13 protein-coding genes are annotated in these 13,853 nt (G+C 73.8%); 10 read left to right on the forward strand and 3 right to left on the reverse strand.

Annotation, left to right across the window (positions count from 1 at the left end):
* Positions 1 to 265: 265 nt before the first annotated feature.
* The 5 genes from PV419_RS29915 (at position 266) to PV419_RS29935 (ending at position 5,291) form a co-directional block, all read left to right on the forward strand.
* Positions 266 to 1,042 carry a cyclase family protein gene (locus PV419_RS29915; protein WP_319694265.1) on the forward strand — a complete coding sequence of 259 codons (777 nt, stop codon included), beginning with the start codon at positions 266 to 268 and terminating at the stop codon, positions 1,040 to 1,042.
* Between the two features lie 121 nt (positions 1,043 to 1,163).
* Positions 1,164 to 2,507, forward strand: coding sequence for a beta-ketoacyl-[acyl-carrier-protein] synthase family protein (locus PV419_RS29920; RefSeq protein ID WP_319694267.1), 1,344 nt, complete (start codon positions 1,164 to 1,166; stop codon positions 2,505 to 2,507).
* On the forward strand, positions 2,504 to 3,736 hold the full coding sequence (locus PV419_RS29925) for a ketosynthase chain-length factor (protein WP_319694269.1): 1,233 nt from the start codon (positions 2,504 to 2,506) through the stop codon (positions 3,734 to 3,736). The genes PV419_RS29920 and PV419_RS29925 overlap by 4 nt, the downstream gene beginning before the upstream one ends.
* A gap of 55 nt (positions 3,737 to 3,791) precedes the next feature.
* Positions 3,792 to 4,076 carry an acyl carrier protein gene (locus PV419_RS29930; RefSeq protein ID WP_319694271.1) on the forward strand — a complete coding sequence of 95 codons (285 nt, stop codon included), beginning with the start codon at positions 3,792 to 3,794 and terminating at the stop codon, positions 4,074 to 4,076.
* Positions 4,077 to 4,088: 12 nt separating this feature from the next.
* Positions 4,089 to 5,291 (forward strand): nucleotide disphospho-sugar-binding domain-containing protein, encoded by a 1,203-nt coding sequence (locus tag PV419_RS29935; RefSeq protein WP_319694273.1) that lies wholly within the window; start codon positions 4,089 to 4,091, stop codon positions 5,289 to 5,291.
* A gap of 37 nt (positions 5,292 to 5,328) precedes the next feature.
* On the opposite strand, the gene PV419_RS29940 is transcribed toward PV419_RS29935, so the two are convergent.
* Positions 5,329 to 6,228 carry a helix-turn-helix transcriptional regulator gene (locus tag PV419_RS29940; RefSeq protein ID WP_319694275.1) on the reverse strand — a complete coding sequence of 300 codons (900 nt, stop codon included), beginning with the start codon at positions 6,226 to 6,228 and terminating at the stop codon, positions 5,329 to 5,331.
* Positions 6,229 to 6,327: 99 nt separating this feature from the next.
* Between PV419_RS29940 and PV419_RS29945 the strand changes: the two genes are divergently transcribed.
* A complete protein-coding gene (locus PV419_RS29945) occupies positions 6,328 to 7,122 on the forward strand; it encodes an NAD(P)H-dependent oxidoreductase (protein WP_319694277.1) in 795 nt (264 codons plus the stop codon).
* A 12-nt stretch (positions 7,123 to 7,134) separates the two neighbouring features.
* Here PV419_RS29945 and PV419_RS29950 read toward each other — a convergent pair whose 3' ends face one another.
* On the reverse strand, positions 7,135 to 8,346 hold the full coding sequence (locus PV419_RS29950) for a nucleotide disphospho-sugar-binding domain-containing protein (protein ID WP_319694278.1): 1,212 nt from the start codon (positions 8,344 to 8,346) through the stop codon (positions 7,135 to 7,137).
* Between the two features lie 4 nt (positions 8,347 to 8,350).
* Positions 8,351 to 8,818 carry a nuclear transport factor 2 family protein gene (locus PV419_RS29955; protein ID WP_319694280.1) on the reverse strand — a complete coding sequence of 156 codons (468 nt, stop codon included), beginning with the start codon at positions 8,816 to 8,818 and terminating at the stop codon, positions 8,351 to 8,353.
* A 185-nt stretch (positions 8,819 to 9,003) separates the two neighbouring features.
* On the opposite strand from PV419_RS29955, the gene PV419_RS29960 reads away from it, so the two are divergent.
* The 4 genes from PV419_RS29960 to PV419_RS29975 all read left to right on the forward strand — a co-directional run bounded on the left by PV419_RS29960 (position 9,004) and on the right by PV419_RS29975 (position 13,833).
* Positions 9,004 to 9,789, forward strand: coding sequence for an SDR family NAD(P)-dependent oxidoreductase (locus PV419_RS29960; protein WP_319694281.1), 786 nt, complete (start codon positions 9,004 to 9,006; stop codon positions 9,787 to 9,789).
* 13 nt (positions 9,790 to 9,802) lie between these two features.
* A complete protein-coding gene (locus tag PV419_RS29965; protein ID WP_319694283.1) occupies positions 9,803 to 10,762 on the forward strand; it encodes an aromatase/cyclase in 960 nt (319 codons plus the stop codon).
* The gene (locus PV419_RS29970; RefSeq protein WP_319694284.1) at positions 10,755 to 13,034 is read left to right on the forward strand and encodes an AMP-binding protein; all 2,280 of its coding nucleotides are present in this window, start codon (positions 10,755 to 10,757) and stop codon (positions 13,032 to 13,034) included. Before PV419_RS29965 ends, PV419_RS29970 begins: the two co-directional genes overlap by 8 nt.
* An 82-nt stretch (positions 13,035 to 13,116) precedes the next feature.
* Entirely contained in the window at positions 13,117 to 13,833 is a 717-nt protein-coding gene (locus tag PV419_RS29975; protein WP_319694286.1) for an SDR family oxidoreductase, read from the forward strand.
* The last annotated feature ends 20 nt before the right edge of the window (positions 13,834 to 13,853 follow it).

The raw sequence follows: 13,853 nt of genomic DNA on the forward strand, positions 1-13,853 counted from the left end.
CCGCTCAGCTCTTGGTCGTCAGCCCTCAGTCCTTCCCGCCCCGCACCACAACCGCGTATGCCCCCCGCCCCATCGCACCTCCCCTGAACGCCCGGCGCCGCCCTTCTTGCCGGGTCGGCTACGGCTCCGCTCCCCAACACCCCCCGCGAGGGCGAGCGGAGCCGTAGTGCTGTCCGCGTTCGTTTCCGGCTGTTCCAGCCGTATTCCAGGCGCTCCTGACACCGTCCGGCGTGATCCTGCCCAACGCCAGCCGTAGGGGGCCGCTTTGCGCATCATCGACCTGTCGACACCGGTGGACGCCTCCGGCTGGGAGCCGGACCCGCTGGTCCACGAGATCATGACGCCGGCCGAGGCGGCCCACCACATGAGCGAGGAGATGCGCGAACACTTCGGCATCGAGTTCGACCCGTCGGAACTGCCGGGCCAGGAACTGCTCTCCCTGGACACGCTCACCCTGACCAGCCACACCGGCACACATGTCGACGCCCCCGCGCACTACGGCTCCACCGGAGCGTATGGAGTGCCCCGCACCATCGACCAGATGCCCCTCGACTGGTTTCTGCGCCCGGCCCACGTCCTGGACATCAGCGCGGCGGATCCGGAGACCCGCACCGTCGGTGTCCCGCACATCGAGAAGGAACTGGCCCGCATCGGCTGCCGGCCGCAGCCGCTGGACATCGTCCTGCTGCACACCGGCGCCTCCCGGTGGGTCGGCACATCCAGCTACTTCACGGAGTTCACCGGCCTCGACGGGCCCGCCACCGACTATCTGCTCGACCTCGGTGTCCGCGTCATCGGCACCGACGCGTTCAGCCTCGACGCCCCGTTCTGCGACATGATCCGCCGCTACCACGCCACCGGCGACCAGTCGGTGCTGTGGCCCGCCCACTTCGCCGGCCGCCGTCGCGAGTACTGCCAGATCGAGCGGCTCGCGCGGCTGGAAACCCTGCCGCCCACCGGGTTCCGGGTCGCCTGCTTCCCCGTGAAGATCGCGGGAGCGGGCGCCGGCTGGACCCGGGCGGTGGCGTTGCTGGACGAGTGAGCGGCGCGCCACCCGCCGTCGCGCCGCTCCGTCCCGAGTCGAGCGCGGGTTGAGAGCGGGGCGGCACTGTCGCAGCCGAGTCCCACAGGCGGGCACCGAGCAGGAAGGTCGAACCGACGTGATGCATCAGCGCGTTATCGATCGACGGGGGAGGCGTCGGGTGGCGATCACCGGCATAGGCGTGGTGGCCCCGGGCGGCGTGGGGGCCAAGGAGTTCTGGTCGCTGCTGACCGAGGGCCGCACCGCCACCCGCGCCATCTCCCTCTTCGACGCCACCCGCTTCCGCTCCCGGATCGCCGCCGAGGCCGACTTCGACCCGCACCACGAGGGCCTGACCCCGCAAGAGGTACGCCGGATGGACCGCGCCGCGCAGTTCGCGGTGGTCGCGGCCCGGGAGGCGGTGTCCGACAGCGGGCTCGAGGCGGCCGGGGCGCTGGGCACCGCCGGGCTCGACCCGTACCGCGTGGGCGTCACCGTCGGCAGCGCGGTCGGTGCCACCACCAGCCTGGACACCGAGTACCGGGTGGTCAGCGACGGCGGCGCGAAGTGGCTCGTCGACTACACCTACGCGGTGCCGCACCTCTTCGACCACTTCGTGCCCAGCTCCTTCGCCGCCGAGGTCGCCTGGGCCGTGGGCGCCCAGGGACCGGCGTCCGTGGTGTCCACCGGCTGCACCTCGGGCCTGGACGCGGTCGGCCACGCCGTCGAACTCATCCGGGAAGGCAGCGCCGACATCATGGTCGCGGGCGCCACCGACGCGCCCATCTCCCCGATCACCGTCGCCTGCTTCGACGCCATCAAAGCCACCTCGCCGCGCAACGACGACCCCGAACACGCCTCGCGCCCCTTCGACCGCACCCGCAACGGCTTTGTCCTGGGCGAGGGTTCGGCGCTCTTCGTCCTCGAAGAGCTGTCCCTGGCGCGCCGCCGAGGCGCCCATGTCTACGCGGAGATCGTCGGCTTCGCGTCACGCTGCAACGCGTACCACATGACCGGGCTGCGCCCCGACGGCCGGGAGATGGCCGAGGCCATCCGGGTCGCCCTCGACGAGGCCCGGGTACCGGTGACGGCCGTCGACTACATCAACGCCCACGGCTCCGGCACCAAGCAGAACGACCGCCACGAGACCGCCGCCTTCAAACGCGCCCTCGGCGAGCACGCCCGGGCCACGCCCATCAGCTCGATCAAGTCGATGGTCGGCCACTCGCTGGGCGCCATCGGCTCCCTGGAGATCGCCGCCAGCGCCCTGGCCATCGAGCACGATGTCGTACCGCCCACCGCCAACCTCCACGAGCCCGACCCCGAGTGCGACCTCGACTACACCCCGCTGGTCGCCCGCGAGCAGCGCGTCGACACGGTGCTGAGCGTGGGGAGCGGGTTCGGTGGTTTCCAGAGCGCGATGGTGCTGGCCCGGGCGGACGGGGGCCGGGCGGAAGGCGATGGGTCGGAGAGGGGTGCGTGGTGAGCGCCGCGGCCGTGTTCACCGGCATCGGCGTGGCCGCGCCCAACGGCCTGTCGACCCCAATGTGGTGGAAGGCCACGCTGAACGGGGAGAGCGGCATCCGCCCCATCAGCCGCTTCGACGCCTCCGGCTACCCGGCCCGGCTCGCGGGCGAGGTGCCCGGCTTCGACGCCGCCGAACACATCCCGAACCGCCTGCTCCCGCAGACCGACCACATGACCCGCCTCGCCCTGGCCGCCGCCCAGGAGGCGTTCGACGACGCGGACACCGACCCCGCCCAGCTCCCCGAGTACGCCGCCGGGGTCGTCACCGCCGGCTCGGCCGGCGGCTTCGAGTTCGGCCAGCGCGAGCTGGAGGCGCTGTGGAGCAAGGGCGGGCAGTACGTCAGCGCGTATCAGTCCTTCGCCTGGTTCTACGCCGTCAACACGGGCCAGATCTCCATCCGGCACGGGCTGCGCGGGCCCAGCGGCGTCCTCGTCACCGAGCAGGCCGGCGGCCTCGACGCGGTGGCCCAGGCCCGCCGACGGCTCCGCGGCGGCAGCCGGCTCATCGTCACCGGCGGGGTGGACGGGGCGATCTGCCCATGGGGCTGGACGGCGCAGCTCGCGGGGGGCCGGCTCAGCCTCGCTGACGACCCCGCGCGCGCCTATGTGCCCTTCGACGCCGCCGCCCGGGGCTATGTGCCGGGCGAGGGCGGGGCGATCCTGGTCCTGGAGGAGGCCGCTGCGGCCCGCGCCCGCGGCGCCCGCGTGTACGGCGAACTGGCCGGCTACGCCGCCACCTTCGACGCGAAGCCCGGACACGAGCACATCAGCGGCGTCCCCGGCCTGCGCCGCGCCGTCGAACTCGCCCTCGCCGACGCTCACCTCGCCCCCCACGACATCGACGTCGTCTTCGCCGACGCCTCCGGCGTACCCCACCTCGACCGGGCCGAGGCGGAGACCATCACCGCCGTCTTCGGGCCCCGGCGGGTGCCGGTCACCGCGCCCAAGACCATGACGGGGCGGCTGTACGCGGGAGGGGCCGCCCTCGACCTCGCCGCCGCCCTGCTCACCATCCGCGACGCGCTCATCCCGCCGACCGTGAACGTCACCCGGCTCGCCGAGGGGCTCGAGCTCGACCTGGTGACCGCGGAGCCGCGCCCCCGCCCCGTACGCGCCGCCCTGGTGCTGGCCCGCGGCCGCGGCGGCTTCAACGCCGCGGCCGTGGTCGTCGGGGTCCGGCCCCACTGATCGCAGCGCACCGCTCGCAGCCCCACTGATCCGGCCCGAAGAGAGGCACCACGCGATGACACAGATGACCCAGATGACGCTGTCCGAGCTGACCACCCTCCTGCGCGAGTGCGCCGGCGAGGACGAGACCGTCGACCTCGACGGAGATGTGCTCGACACCCCCTTCACCGACCTCAACTACGACTCCCTGGCGGTCCTGCAGACGGTGGGCCGCATCGAGCGCGAATACGGCGTCCTGCTGGCCGACGACACGGTCGCCGAAGCGTCCACGCCCCGGCTGCTGCTGCAGTACGTCAACGCGGGCCTGACCGAGGCGCGCACCCGCCCCGCCCAGGCATAGGGGGGCACTGTCGTGCGCGTACTCATCGTCGTCACCCCGGTCAGCAGCCATCTGCAGCCGCTCGTCCCCCTGGCCTGGGCGCTCGCGGGCGCCGGCCATGAGGTGATGTGCGCCGGGGAGCCCGGGGCCGTGGAGGCGGCGCGCTCCGCCGGCCTGCACACCCTCGCCGTCGAGACCGAGCCGCTGCCCGCCGACGCCCCGCCCCCGGCTCCGGCCCGGCCCACGGACGGGGCGCCCGCCGCGGTGTGGGAACCCGACTGGGAGGCGCTCGCGGTCCGCTGGCGGGTCCGGGTCGGCCGGGTGCTCGACGGATATCTGAGGTTCGCCCGTGAATGGCGCCCCCACCTCGTGCTGTCCGACCCGGTCGAGTTCTGCGGGCCGATCGTCGCCGGCGCCCTGGGGGTTCCGTCGGTGGTCCACCGCTGGGGCACCGACATCCTGACCACCCTGGCCCGCGGCCCCGCCCGTGCCGCGCTGCGGTCCGTGTGCGAGCGGGCGGGGACCCCCGGAGGGCTGCTGCCCGACCCCGATCTGCTGCTCGACCCCTGTCCGCCGCTGCTGCGCCACCCCCGGGCGGCCCCGGCCAGGCCGGTGCGGTTCGTGCCGTACAACGGCCCGGGCAGCTACCCGGCCTGGGGTCCGCTGCGCTCGCCGGAGCAGCGGACCATATGTGTGTCGTTCAGCCCTCAGACGATCGAGGGGTCGGGAATGGCCACCCTGGCGGCGACGGCCCGGGCGTTCGAGGGGCTGGAAGGGGTACGGGGCGTGTTCACGTTGTCCCGGGCGCGCGCCGAGGAGCTGGGACCGCTGCCCGGCAACGTACGGGTGATCGAGCCCGCCCCGCTGTCGCAGCTCCTGAGGCGCTGTACGGCCCTGGTCCACCACGGCGGGTCCGGCAGCGGGCTGACGGCTCTGCACCACGGCCTGCCCCAGCTCGTCCTGGCCCCACCGCTGCCCAGCCTCGGCGTCTACGCCGAACAGATCGCGGCCTGCGGCGCCGGTCGGTCGCTCGACCCGGGTGAGCAGCGGGATCCCGAGGTGATCCGTACGGCGCTCCGCGAGCTGCTGGACGACCGGTCCTACCGGGCGGCGGCGGGCCGGGTACGCGACGAGATGGCCGCCATGCCGGCCCCTGCCGAGGTGGTCGCCGAGCTGGAGGAGCTGGCCGCGTCGCCCGTCGCCCCCTCGCGGGTCGCCGGTTCGCGCGCGGCCTGAGGGCGCACGGCACCGGCGCGCGGCCTGAGGGCGGGACCTAAGCGGTCACGGGCACCTCACGCAGGGCCATGGCCAGCCGGGCGAGGGCGGCGGCCTCCCGGCTGCCTTCCTCGGCGCCGAAGACATGCACGATCAGGCCCGTCTCGCCGGGTGTGGCGGGCACGTGCAAGGTCTCGTAGTCCAGGGTGAGCAGCCCGGCCGAGGGGTGCCGCAGCCGCTTGCGCCCCGCCCCGCACATCACGACCTCGCCGGTGGCCCAGACGCGCCGGAAGTCGGCGCTGTGCGTGGACAGGTCGGTGATGAGCGTGGCCAGTTCCGCGTCGTCGGGGTAACGGCCGGCGGAGACCCGCAGCTGGCCCACGCTCTCCGCCGCCCGGTCCGCCCATTCGGGGAAGACGGTCCGGGACGCGGGGTCGAGGAAGAAGTACCTGGCCTGGTTCCGGTCGCGGCGGCCCGGGTCGGCCAGGCCGCCGATCAGCTCGCCACCCAGCTCGTTCCAGGCGAGCACGTCGAGGCGGTGGTTCGTCACGAAGGCCGGAACGTGGGCCATGCCGTCGAGGACCTGCCGCAGCAGGGGGCTGACACGGGCCTCGGGCGGGGGCCCGCCCCGCGCGCCGACCAGGGTGGCGAGGTGCTTGCGCTCCGCCGCGTCGAGGCCGAGGGCCTTCGCGAGCGCGTCGAGCACCTCGGGGGAGGGCTGGGTGGCGCGGCCCTGTTCGAGGCGGACGTAGTAGTCCACGCTGATCCCGGCGAGCTGGGCCAGTTCCTCGCGACGCAGCCCATGCACCCGTCGCCGCCCGCCACCGGCGATTCCGACGTGCTCCGGTGCGACGCGCCCCCGGCGGGCGCGCAGAAAGCCGCCGAGCGCCCGCCGGGAGTCCCCGATCCCGTCGAGCCTGTCGATCCCGTCTGCGAGGCTGATGCCGTTGCTGTCCATGCGTTCCAGTATGGGTGGCCCTCGTGATACCAGGATTGCCGTTCCGCCGGTCACACAGGGTTCTGGCTACCGTGCCGCGCCCGGGAGAGCGTGGTGCGCATGACCGAAGCCACGCCGCAGTTGCGGAAGAAGATTCTGATCGTCAGCGCCCACCCGGAGCCCCGTTCGCTCAACGCCTCCCTGACCTCCTTCGCGGCCGAGGAGCTGCGCGCGGCGGGGCATGAGGTGCGGATGTCCGACCTCTACGCGATGAAGTGGAAGGCGGCTGTGGACGCCGACGACTTCCCCGACCACACCGCGGACCGGCGGCTGGATGTGCTGTCGGTGTCGGGCCAGGCCACGCTGGCGGGGCGGCTGTCGCCGGACATCGCGGCGGAGCAGGAGAAGGTGCGCTGGTCGGACGCGGTGATCCTGCAGTTCCCGATGTGGTGGTTCTCGGTGCCCGCGACCCTGAAGGGCTGGATCGACCGGGTGTTCACCTTCGAGTTCGCCCACGGCCCGGCCGTTCCCCCGCCGTACAGCGAGGGCGCCCTGGCGGGGCGGCGGGCGTTGCTGTCGGTGACGGTCGGCGCCCGGGAGTCGGCGTTCGCCGACCGGGGCATCCACGGGCAGCTGTCGGATGTGCTCTTCCCGCTCCAGCACGGCCTGTTCTGGTTCACCGGCATGGCGCCGCTCGAACCGTTCGCGCTGTACGACTCGCTCGATGTGCCGGAGGACCGGTTCGAGGCGGTGAAGCGGGAGTACGGCCGGCGGCTGGACCGGCTCTTCACGGACGAGCCGGTCCCGTTCCGGACGCTCACCGGCGGCGACTACGGCCGCGACATGCGCCTGCTGCCGGGGGTGGAGGCGCCCGGGGCGAGCGGTCTTGACATCCACATCCTCCCGCGTGGCTGAGGGCTCCAGGGTCTAGACGGCGGCCTCTTCCAGGGCGGTGACGCGGTCGGCGGGGCTTGGCATGCGCAGCATGTCCGTACGGAGGCGGGCGGCGGCCCGGGCGTGGCGGGGGTCGTCCACCAGGGCCTCGACCGCTTCGCTGACGGCGACGGGGTCGGACTGTCGCTCGGGCGGCAGGATGAGTCCGGCGCCGTGGCGGTGGAGGCGTTCGCCGATCTCGGCGGTGACCGGGACCTGGTTCAGCACCAGTTGCGGGGTTCCGGCCGCGGCCGCCGTGAGGCCGGTACCCGAGCCACCGTGGTGGACCACGGCCGCACAGGTGGGCAACAGCTCGGACATGGGGAGGCCCACGGCGACCCGTGCCTTCGCCGGGGCCGCGGTCAGCTTCCGCGCCTGGTCGGCGCTGATCGCCAGCACCACCTCCAGGCCCCGGCCGGCCAGGGCGCTCGCGGTCCGGGTCAGCAAGGGGGGCAGGGCGCCGGGGCGGACCTTGTGTCCGGAGACCCCGGCCGTGATGCACACCCGTGGCCGGGCGCGCTCCTCCAGCACCCAGCGTTCCACGTCCCCCGGGCCGTTGTACGGGACGTAGCGCACATCGATCCGGGTGCGCGGTGCCGGGTCGGGGAGCCGCAGCGCGGGCGGGAAGGGGTCGAACCAGGCGGTGGGACCGGAGCGCGGGGGCACCCCATGGCGCTCGAAGAGGCGTGAGTGGCCCGGCAGCGGGCGGGCGCCCAGCTCGTGGTTCTCCACGCGCATGATGGTGGCCGTGCCCCAGCCGTGCCCGTACGCGGGGACGCCGAGCGCGGCGGCGGCCACCGTGCCCGCGAAGCACAGCGCGTCGTGCACGACCACATCGGGGCGCCAGTGGCGGGCGAAGGCGAGGAGGTCCCCGGCCATCGCGTCCGCGACGCCGAACTGCTTGTCGGCCAGCGCGCGGAGCACCGTGTGCTGTGCGTCGTCCAGCAGCGCGGGCCGCGATGCCCAGCCCTCGGGCCAGCGGCCGGGGCTGCGCCAGGGCGCGAGGTCCGCGCGGCTCCTGATCTGCTCCACGGCCACGTCCCGGCCGACGGGCACCCCGGTCAGCCCGGCGCGCGCCGCCGACGCCATGCACGAGGGCGGGGCGGCGAGCCGTACCTCATGCCCGGCGGCCCGGCAGGCCCAGGCCAGCGGCACCAGGCTGAACAGATGGCCCGGCTCGGCCCAGGTGGCGAACAGCACCCGCATGTGATCAGTCCAGGTCGTCGCGGTGGACCCGACGGTCGAGCACCAGCCATCGGCCGTCCCGCCGTACCAGAAGGTCCGCGCAGGTGGTGGACGCCCGCAGGACGGACTGCCCGGCGCGCGGGGTTTCGAGGACCTGGGCGTACGAGCGGACGAAGACGGTGTGCTCGTCCTTCGGTTCGAGCGAGAGCATGCCCAGCCAGTGGCGGCGCCGGACGCCCCGCGCGGCGAAGTCGTCGGTGGCCTGGCGGGCGCCGGCGGCGATGGCCGCCCGGCCGGTGAACGGCTCGGGGTGGGCGTTGGCGGCGAACACGCCGTCTTCGGCGAAGGTCTCCGCCCAGGCCTCGGCCTCGCCGTCGTCGAGCAGCTGCATCTGACGGGCGTAGAACTGCTGGATCTCCGCGTACAGCTCGGCCGGACCGATGGGGCTTTCCGGGCCGGCCGGTCCTGTGACGGGGCGTGCCGTGACGGTCATGGCGGTCCCTCTCTCCCTCGTGCGCTCGCTTCCGGTGTGTCGCGCAGCAGCGTCGCCGCAGGCCCTCGTACGCCCCTTGACAGCCGGTCGAACGGTCCGCTCGACCGCCGTGCGATCGAGGATCGAGAGCACAGGGCCACGCTTCGGTGCAGACAACGCAACCAAGGAGCCCGGGGAGGACGCGCATGGCGAGCGACGAGCGGCGGGTGGCGCTGGTCACGGGGGGCACGAGCGGAATCGGTCTCGCGGTGGCGCGGGGCCTGGCGGCGGCGGACTTCGCGGTCTTCATCTGCGCGCGGACCCCCGAGTCCCTGGAGATGACGGTCAAGGAGCTGCGGGCCGCGGGCCACGAGGCCGACGGCGTCCCCGCCGACGTGAGCGAGCGGAAGGACGTGCGCGACCTGGTGGCGGCCGCGACCGGGCGGTACGGCCGGATCGACGTCCTGGTCAACAACGCCGGGCGCAGCGGCGGCGGCGAGACTGTCGGACTGGCCGACGAGCTGTGGTACGACGTGATCGACACCAACCTCAACGGCGTCTTCCTCACCACACGCGAGGTGCTGGCGGAGGGCGGGATGCGGGAGCGCGGCTGGGGCCGGATCGTCAACATCGCGTCGACCGGCGGCAAGCAGGGCGTCGTGCTCGGCGCCCCGTACTCGGCCTCCAAGCACGGCGTGGTCGGCTTCACCAAGGCGGTCGGCCTCGAACTGGCCAAGACCGGCATCACGGTCAACGCGGTCTGCCCCGGGTATGTCGAGACGCCGATGGCCGAGCGCGTCCGCCAGGGGTACGCGGCGGTGTACGACACCACCGAGGAGGCCATCCTCGAACGCTTCCAGGCCAAGATCCCGCTCGGCCGCTACTCCACGCCACAGGAGGTGGCGGGGCTGGTCGGCTATCTGGTCACCGACACCGCCGCGTCCATCACCGCCCAGGCGCTCAACGTCTGTGGCGGACTGGGGAATTACTGAGGAGCGCGTGCCCGTGACCACCACCGAGACATACCTCACCACACACGCCATCACGGTGCTGGCACCGGCCCGCACCGTGTACGGCATCATCGCCGGCGTCACCGACTGGCCCCAGCGCTTCGCCCCCAATGTGCACGTCGAACACCTGGAGCGGACGCCCGGCGGCGAGCGGATCCGGATCTGGGCCGCCGCGGGCGGCGCGGTGAAGAACTGGACATCGCGCCGCGAGCTGGACCCGGACGGACTGCGCGTCACCTTCCGGCAGGAGGTGTCCGCGCCACCGGTGGCGGCCATGGGTGGCGAGTGGATCGTCACCGCCCACGGTGAGAACGTGTCCCGGCTGGAGCTGCGCCATGACTTCCGCGCGGTCGACGACGACCCGTCGGGTGTCCGCTGGATCACCGCGGCGGTGGACCGCAACAGCGAGTCCGAGCTCGCGGCGGTCAAGGCGCTGGCCGAACTCGGCGGCGAGCTCGCGGAGTTGGAGTTCTCCTTCGAGGACACGGTGTTCACGTCGGGTGACGCCGCGCTGGTCTACGACTACCTGTACCGCGCCGATCTGTGGCCCGAGCGGCTGCCGCACGTGTCCCGGCTCGACCTCAAGGAGGACCCGGTCGAGCCGCGTGTCCAGGTGATGGCGATGGACACTCGTACCGCGGACGGCTCGGTGCACACCACCGAGTCCGTACGGGTCTGCTTCGGGCCGAACCGCATCGTCTACAAGCAGACCGCCGTGCCCGCGCTGATGACCGCGCACACCGGGAGCTGGACGATCACCCCGGCGGGCGACGGGGTGGCCGTCACCTCCCGGCACACCGTGATCCTCAACCCGGCGGCGGTGGAGCGGGTGCTCGGCCCGGACAAGACCGTCGCCGACGCCCGGACGTATGTGCAGCGGGCCCTGAGCACGAACAGCACCACGACGCTGCGCCACGCGCGGGCGTTCGCGGAGGCGGCGGCCACTCGTGGGTGAGGCGGGCGGCAGGGCCCGGGCGGTCGGCGGGACCGAGCGGCTCGACGGGCTGCCGGCCGAGGCGGCCAGGGCCCATCCCGCGCGGACCGCGCTGGTGTGGGGCGGGGCCGCCCCCGACGGCGGGGCGGCGGCGCTGGACTTCGCGGGGCTCGACCTGCGGGTGTCGCGCGCCGCGTACGCCATCCGCCGGCTGCTGCCGGGGCGGGGGAGGGCGTCGGTGGCGGTCGCCTCCGTGCTGCACCCGGACTTCGCCGTGGCCTACTACGCGGCCGCGCGCAGCGGAAACGTGGTGGCGGTGGTCAATCCGCTGCTGCGCGAGGAGGCGCTGCTGCACACCCTGTCGGTGAGCGAGGCGCGGCTGGCGTTCGTGGACGCCGGGCTGTACGCGCGGCTCGCCCCGGTGCGCGAGCGGTTGCGCGCGCTGCGCGAGGTGGTGCTGATCGGCCCGGTCGCGCCGAGGGCCCATCCGGACGTACCGCGCCTGGACGATGTCCTGGGGAACATGAAGAATCGGACGCTCGTCGGGCCGCCGGGCGCGGTGGGCCCGGACGACGTGGTGTGCGTCCAGTTCACCAGCGGGACGACGGGCCTGCCCAAGGCCGTCCGGCTCACCCATCGCAACCTCGTCGTCAACGCGGCGCAGATCGCCGAGGCACACCGCGTCGGCCACGGCTCGATCGCCCTCAACCACCTGCCCACCTACCACCCCATGCACCTCAACTCGGCGGTGTTCGCGGGCGCCACGCAGGTGTTGTGCGCGGCGCCCGACCCGATCGACGCGGTCGAGGCGGCCAACCGGCACTCCGCCACGCACTTCTACAGCCTGCCGGTCCGCCTCGCCCGGCTCGCCGCCGACCCCGCCGGCAGCGTGGCCGGGAGAGAGCTGACGACCGTGCGGCTGATCGCGTCCGGCGGGTCGGCGCTGCCGGTGCGGGACGCGACACGGCTCGCCGAGCGGTTCGGGGTGCCGGTGTTCCAGGGGTACGGGCTCGCCGAGACCTCCCCGCTGACCCACAGCGACGACCCCGGCCGCCCGGTGCCCGGCTCGGTGGGCCGCCCGGTGGCGGGGACCGAGTGCCGGGCCGTGGACGTCGAGCGCCGTACGGTGCTCGCGCCCGGCGAGGTGGGAGAGGTGCAGGTGCGCGGCCCACAGGTGATGAAGGGCTACCTCGGCGGCCCGGACGGCACCGGCCTTGAGGAGGGCGGCTGGTTCTCCACCGGCGACGTCGGCCGGATCGACGGGGAGGGGCGGCTGTTCCTGGTCGACCGGCTCGGGGACACGTTCAAGTGCGACAACTTCCTCGTCGCGCCGACGGAGATCGAGCAGGTGCTGCTCGGCCACGAACTGGTCCGGGAGGCCGTGGTCTTCGGTCTGCCGGACGCCGCGCGGGGCGCGCTCGCCGCCGCGCTGGTGGTGCTCCAGCCGGGTGCCCGCGAGCCGGAGGCCATCGCGGCGGATGTCGCCGACCGGCTCCCGTACTACCAGCGGCTTCACCATATCGAGGCGGTGGACGCCATCCCGCGCAACGCGAACGGGAAGGTACAGCGCCGCGCCCTGCGCGACGCCCTCATCGCGCGACTGCAGACGCGAACCCCCGACCATGCCACTGTGCGAACCCAGGAAGGCCGTACCGCGATGTCGTCATCCGACGAATGGGACCACCCGACCGGTCTGTTCACCGTCATCAACACCTTCACGCTCAAGGATCACGCCCGAGCCGATGAGTTCGAGCGGCGCTTTCTCGACCATGTGGCGTGGATGCGCGCCCAGGAGGGCTTCGACTCGCACCAGGCGGTGCGGCTGGTGGAGCGGCCCGGGGTGTACGTCAACCTCGGCCGCTGGCGCTCGCCGGAGGCCTTCCAGCGGGTGCGGGGCAGCGAGGTGTTCCAGGCACACGCCAAGGAGTTCCACGAACTGGTGGAGGTGGACGCCGACCCGTCCCGCAATGTGCTGCGCACCGGCGGCGACGTCACGGAGGGCGCGCCGGTGGTGGTCGTCGAGCGGCTGGGCGTTGAGGGGCCGAGCCTGGACGCGTTCGACGACTCCTACCGGGAGTACGCCCGTCTCCTGACGGCGCGGCCGGGCTTTCTGCACGCCGACTTCAGCCGGTCGCTGACGAGGCCCGGCAGCTACACCTTCGTCACCTGGTGGGCGGAAGCGGACGCCTGGCGGGCGGCCCGCGCCGAGGCCCCGGCCTTCGGCACGGCCGAGTGCGCCGTCCACCTCGCCGCGCAGGCCGCGGCCCCGAAAGCGGCAGATCGTGTTGGTTGAGGCGGCTGAGCCTGCTGCGTCGGCTGAACCTGCCGAACCGGCCGAACCGGCCACGCTGGGTCTTGAGGGGAAGGTCGCGCTGGTGACGGGGGCGACGCGCGGGGTCGGGTTCGCGGTGGCCCGGAAGCTGGCCGCCGCGGGCGCCCAGGTGATCCTCGACTACGCGCACAGCGAGGCCGATGCCGAACGCGCGCTCCGCGACCTGTCGGGCCTCAAGGGCGGCGCGATCGCCCGGCGGGCGGATGTGACCAGCCCCGAGCAGCTGCACGAGCTGCTGGCCGCGGTGCGCGAGCGGTACGGCCGACTGGACATCTTCGTGCACAGCGTCGCGTCCTGGCACCCGATGCCGGCGGTGGGGGCGCGCCCCGAGGACGTACGGGCCGATCTCTCGGCCGCCCTGGACCCGCTGCTGCACGGCGCCTCCGCGATCGCCGACCTCATGGCGGGCGGGCCCGGGCGGATCGTCGCGGTGTCCAGCAGCGGGGCCCACCGGGCCGTGCCGCGCTATGTCGGCCCCGGCATCGCCAAGGCGGCGCTCGAGAGCCTGGTGGGCTATCTCGCCGTGGAGCTGGCGGGCCGCCGGATCGCGGTCAACGCGGTCGCCACCGCCAAGCTCGACAAGGGGCCGGACACCCCCGACCCGGCGACCGCCGCGGCCCTGGCCGCGCGCACGCCCGGCGGCCGGCTGACCACGCCGCGGGACGTCGCCGATGTGGTGGCCCTGCTGTGCACGGCGGAGGCGGGCTGGATCCAGGGCCAGGTGATCACCGCGGACGGCGGCCTGGGGCTGCGCGCGTGAGCGCACCCGCGGCACGTCAG

Source organism: Streptomyces sp. ME19-01-6 (assembly GCF_033793745.1).
Lineage (GTDB): Bacteria > Actinomycetota > Actinomycetes > Streptomycetales > Streptomycetaceae > Streptomyces.

What these genes read in the sequence shown, in the direction of transcription:
- PV419_RS29920 (WP_319694267.1), top strand. Translation starts at nt 1,164, where the DNA reads ATGCATCAGCGCGTTATCGATCGACGGGGGAGGCGTCGGGTGGCGATC.
- PV419_RS29930 (WP_319694271.1), top strand. Translation starts at nt 3,792, where the DNA reads ATGACACAGATGACCCAGATGACGCTGTCCGAGCTGACCACCCTCCTG.
- PV419_RS29940 (WP_319694275.1), bottom strand. Translation starts at nt 6,228, where the DNA reads ATGGACAGCAACGGCATCAGCCTCGCAGACGGGATCGACAGGCTCGAC.
- PV419_RS29945 (WP_319694277.1), top strand. Translation starts at nt 6,328, where the DNA reads ATGACCGAAGCCACGCCGCAGTTGCGGAAGAAGATTCTGATCGTCAGC.
- PV419_RS29950 (WP_319694278.1), bottom strand. Translation starts at nt 8,346, where the DNA reads ATGCGGGTGCTGTTCGCCACCTGGGCCGAGCCGGGCCATCTGTTCAGC.
- PV419_RS29955 (WP_319694280.1), bottom strand. Translation starts at nt 8,818, where the DNA reads ATGACCGTCACGGCACGCCCCGTCACAGGACCGGCCGGCCCGGAAAGC.
- PV419_RS29960 (WP_319694281.1), top strand. Translation starts at nt 9,004, where the DNA reads ATGGCGAGCGACGAGCGGCGGGTGGCGCTGGTCACGGGGGGCACGAGC.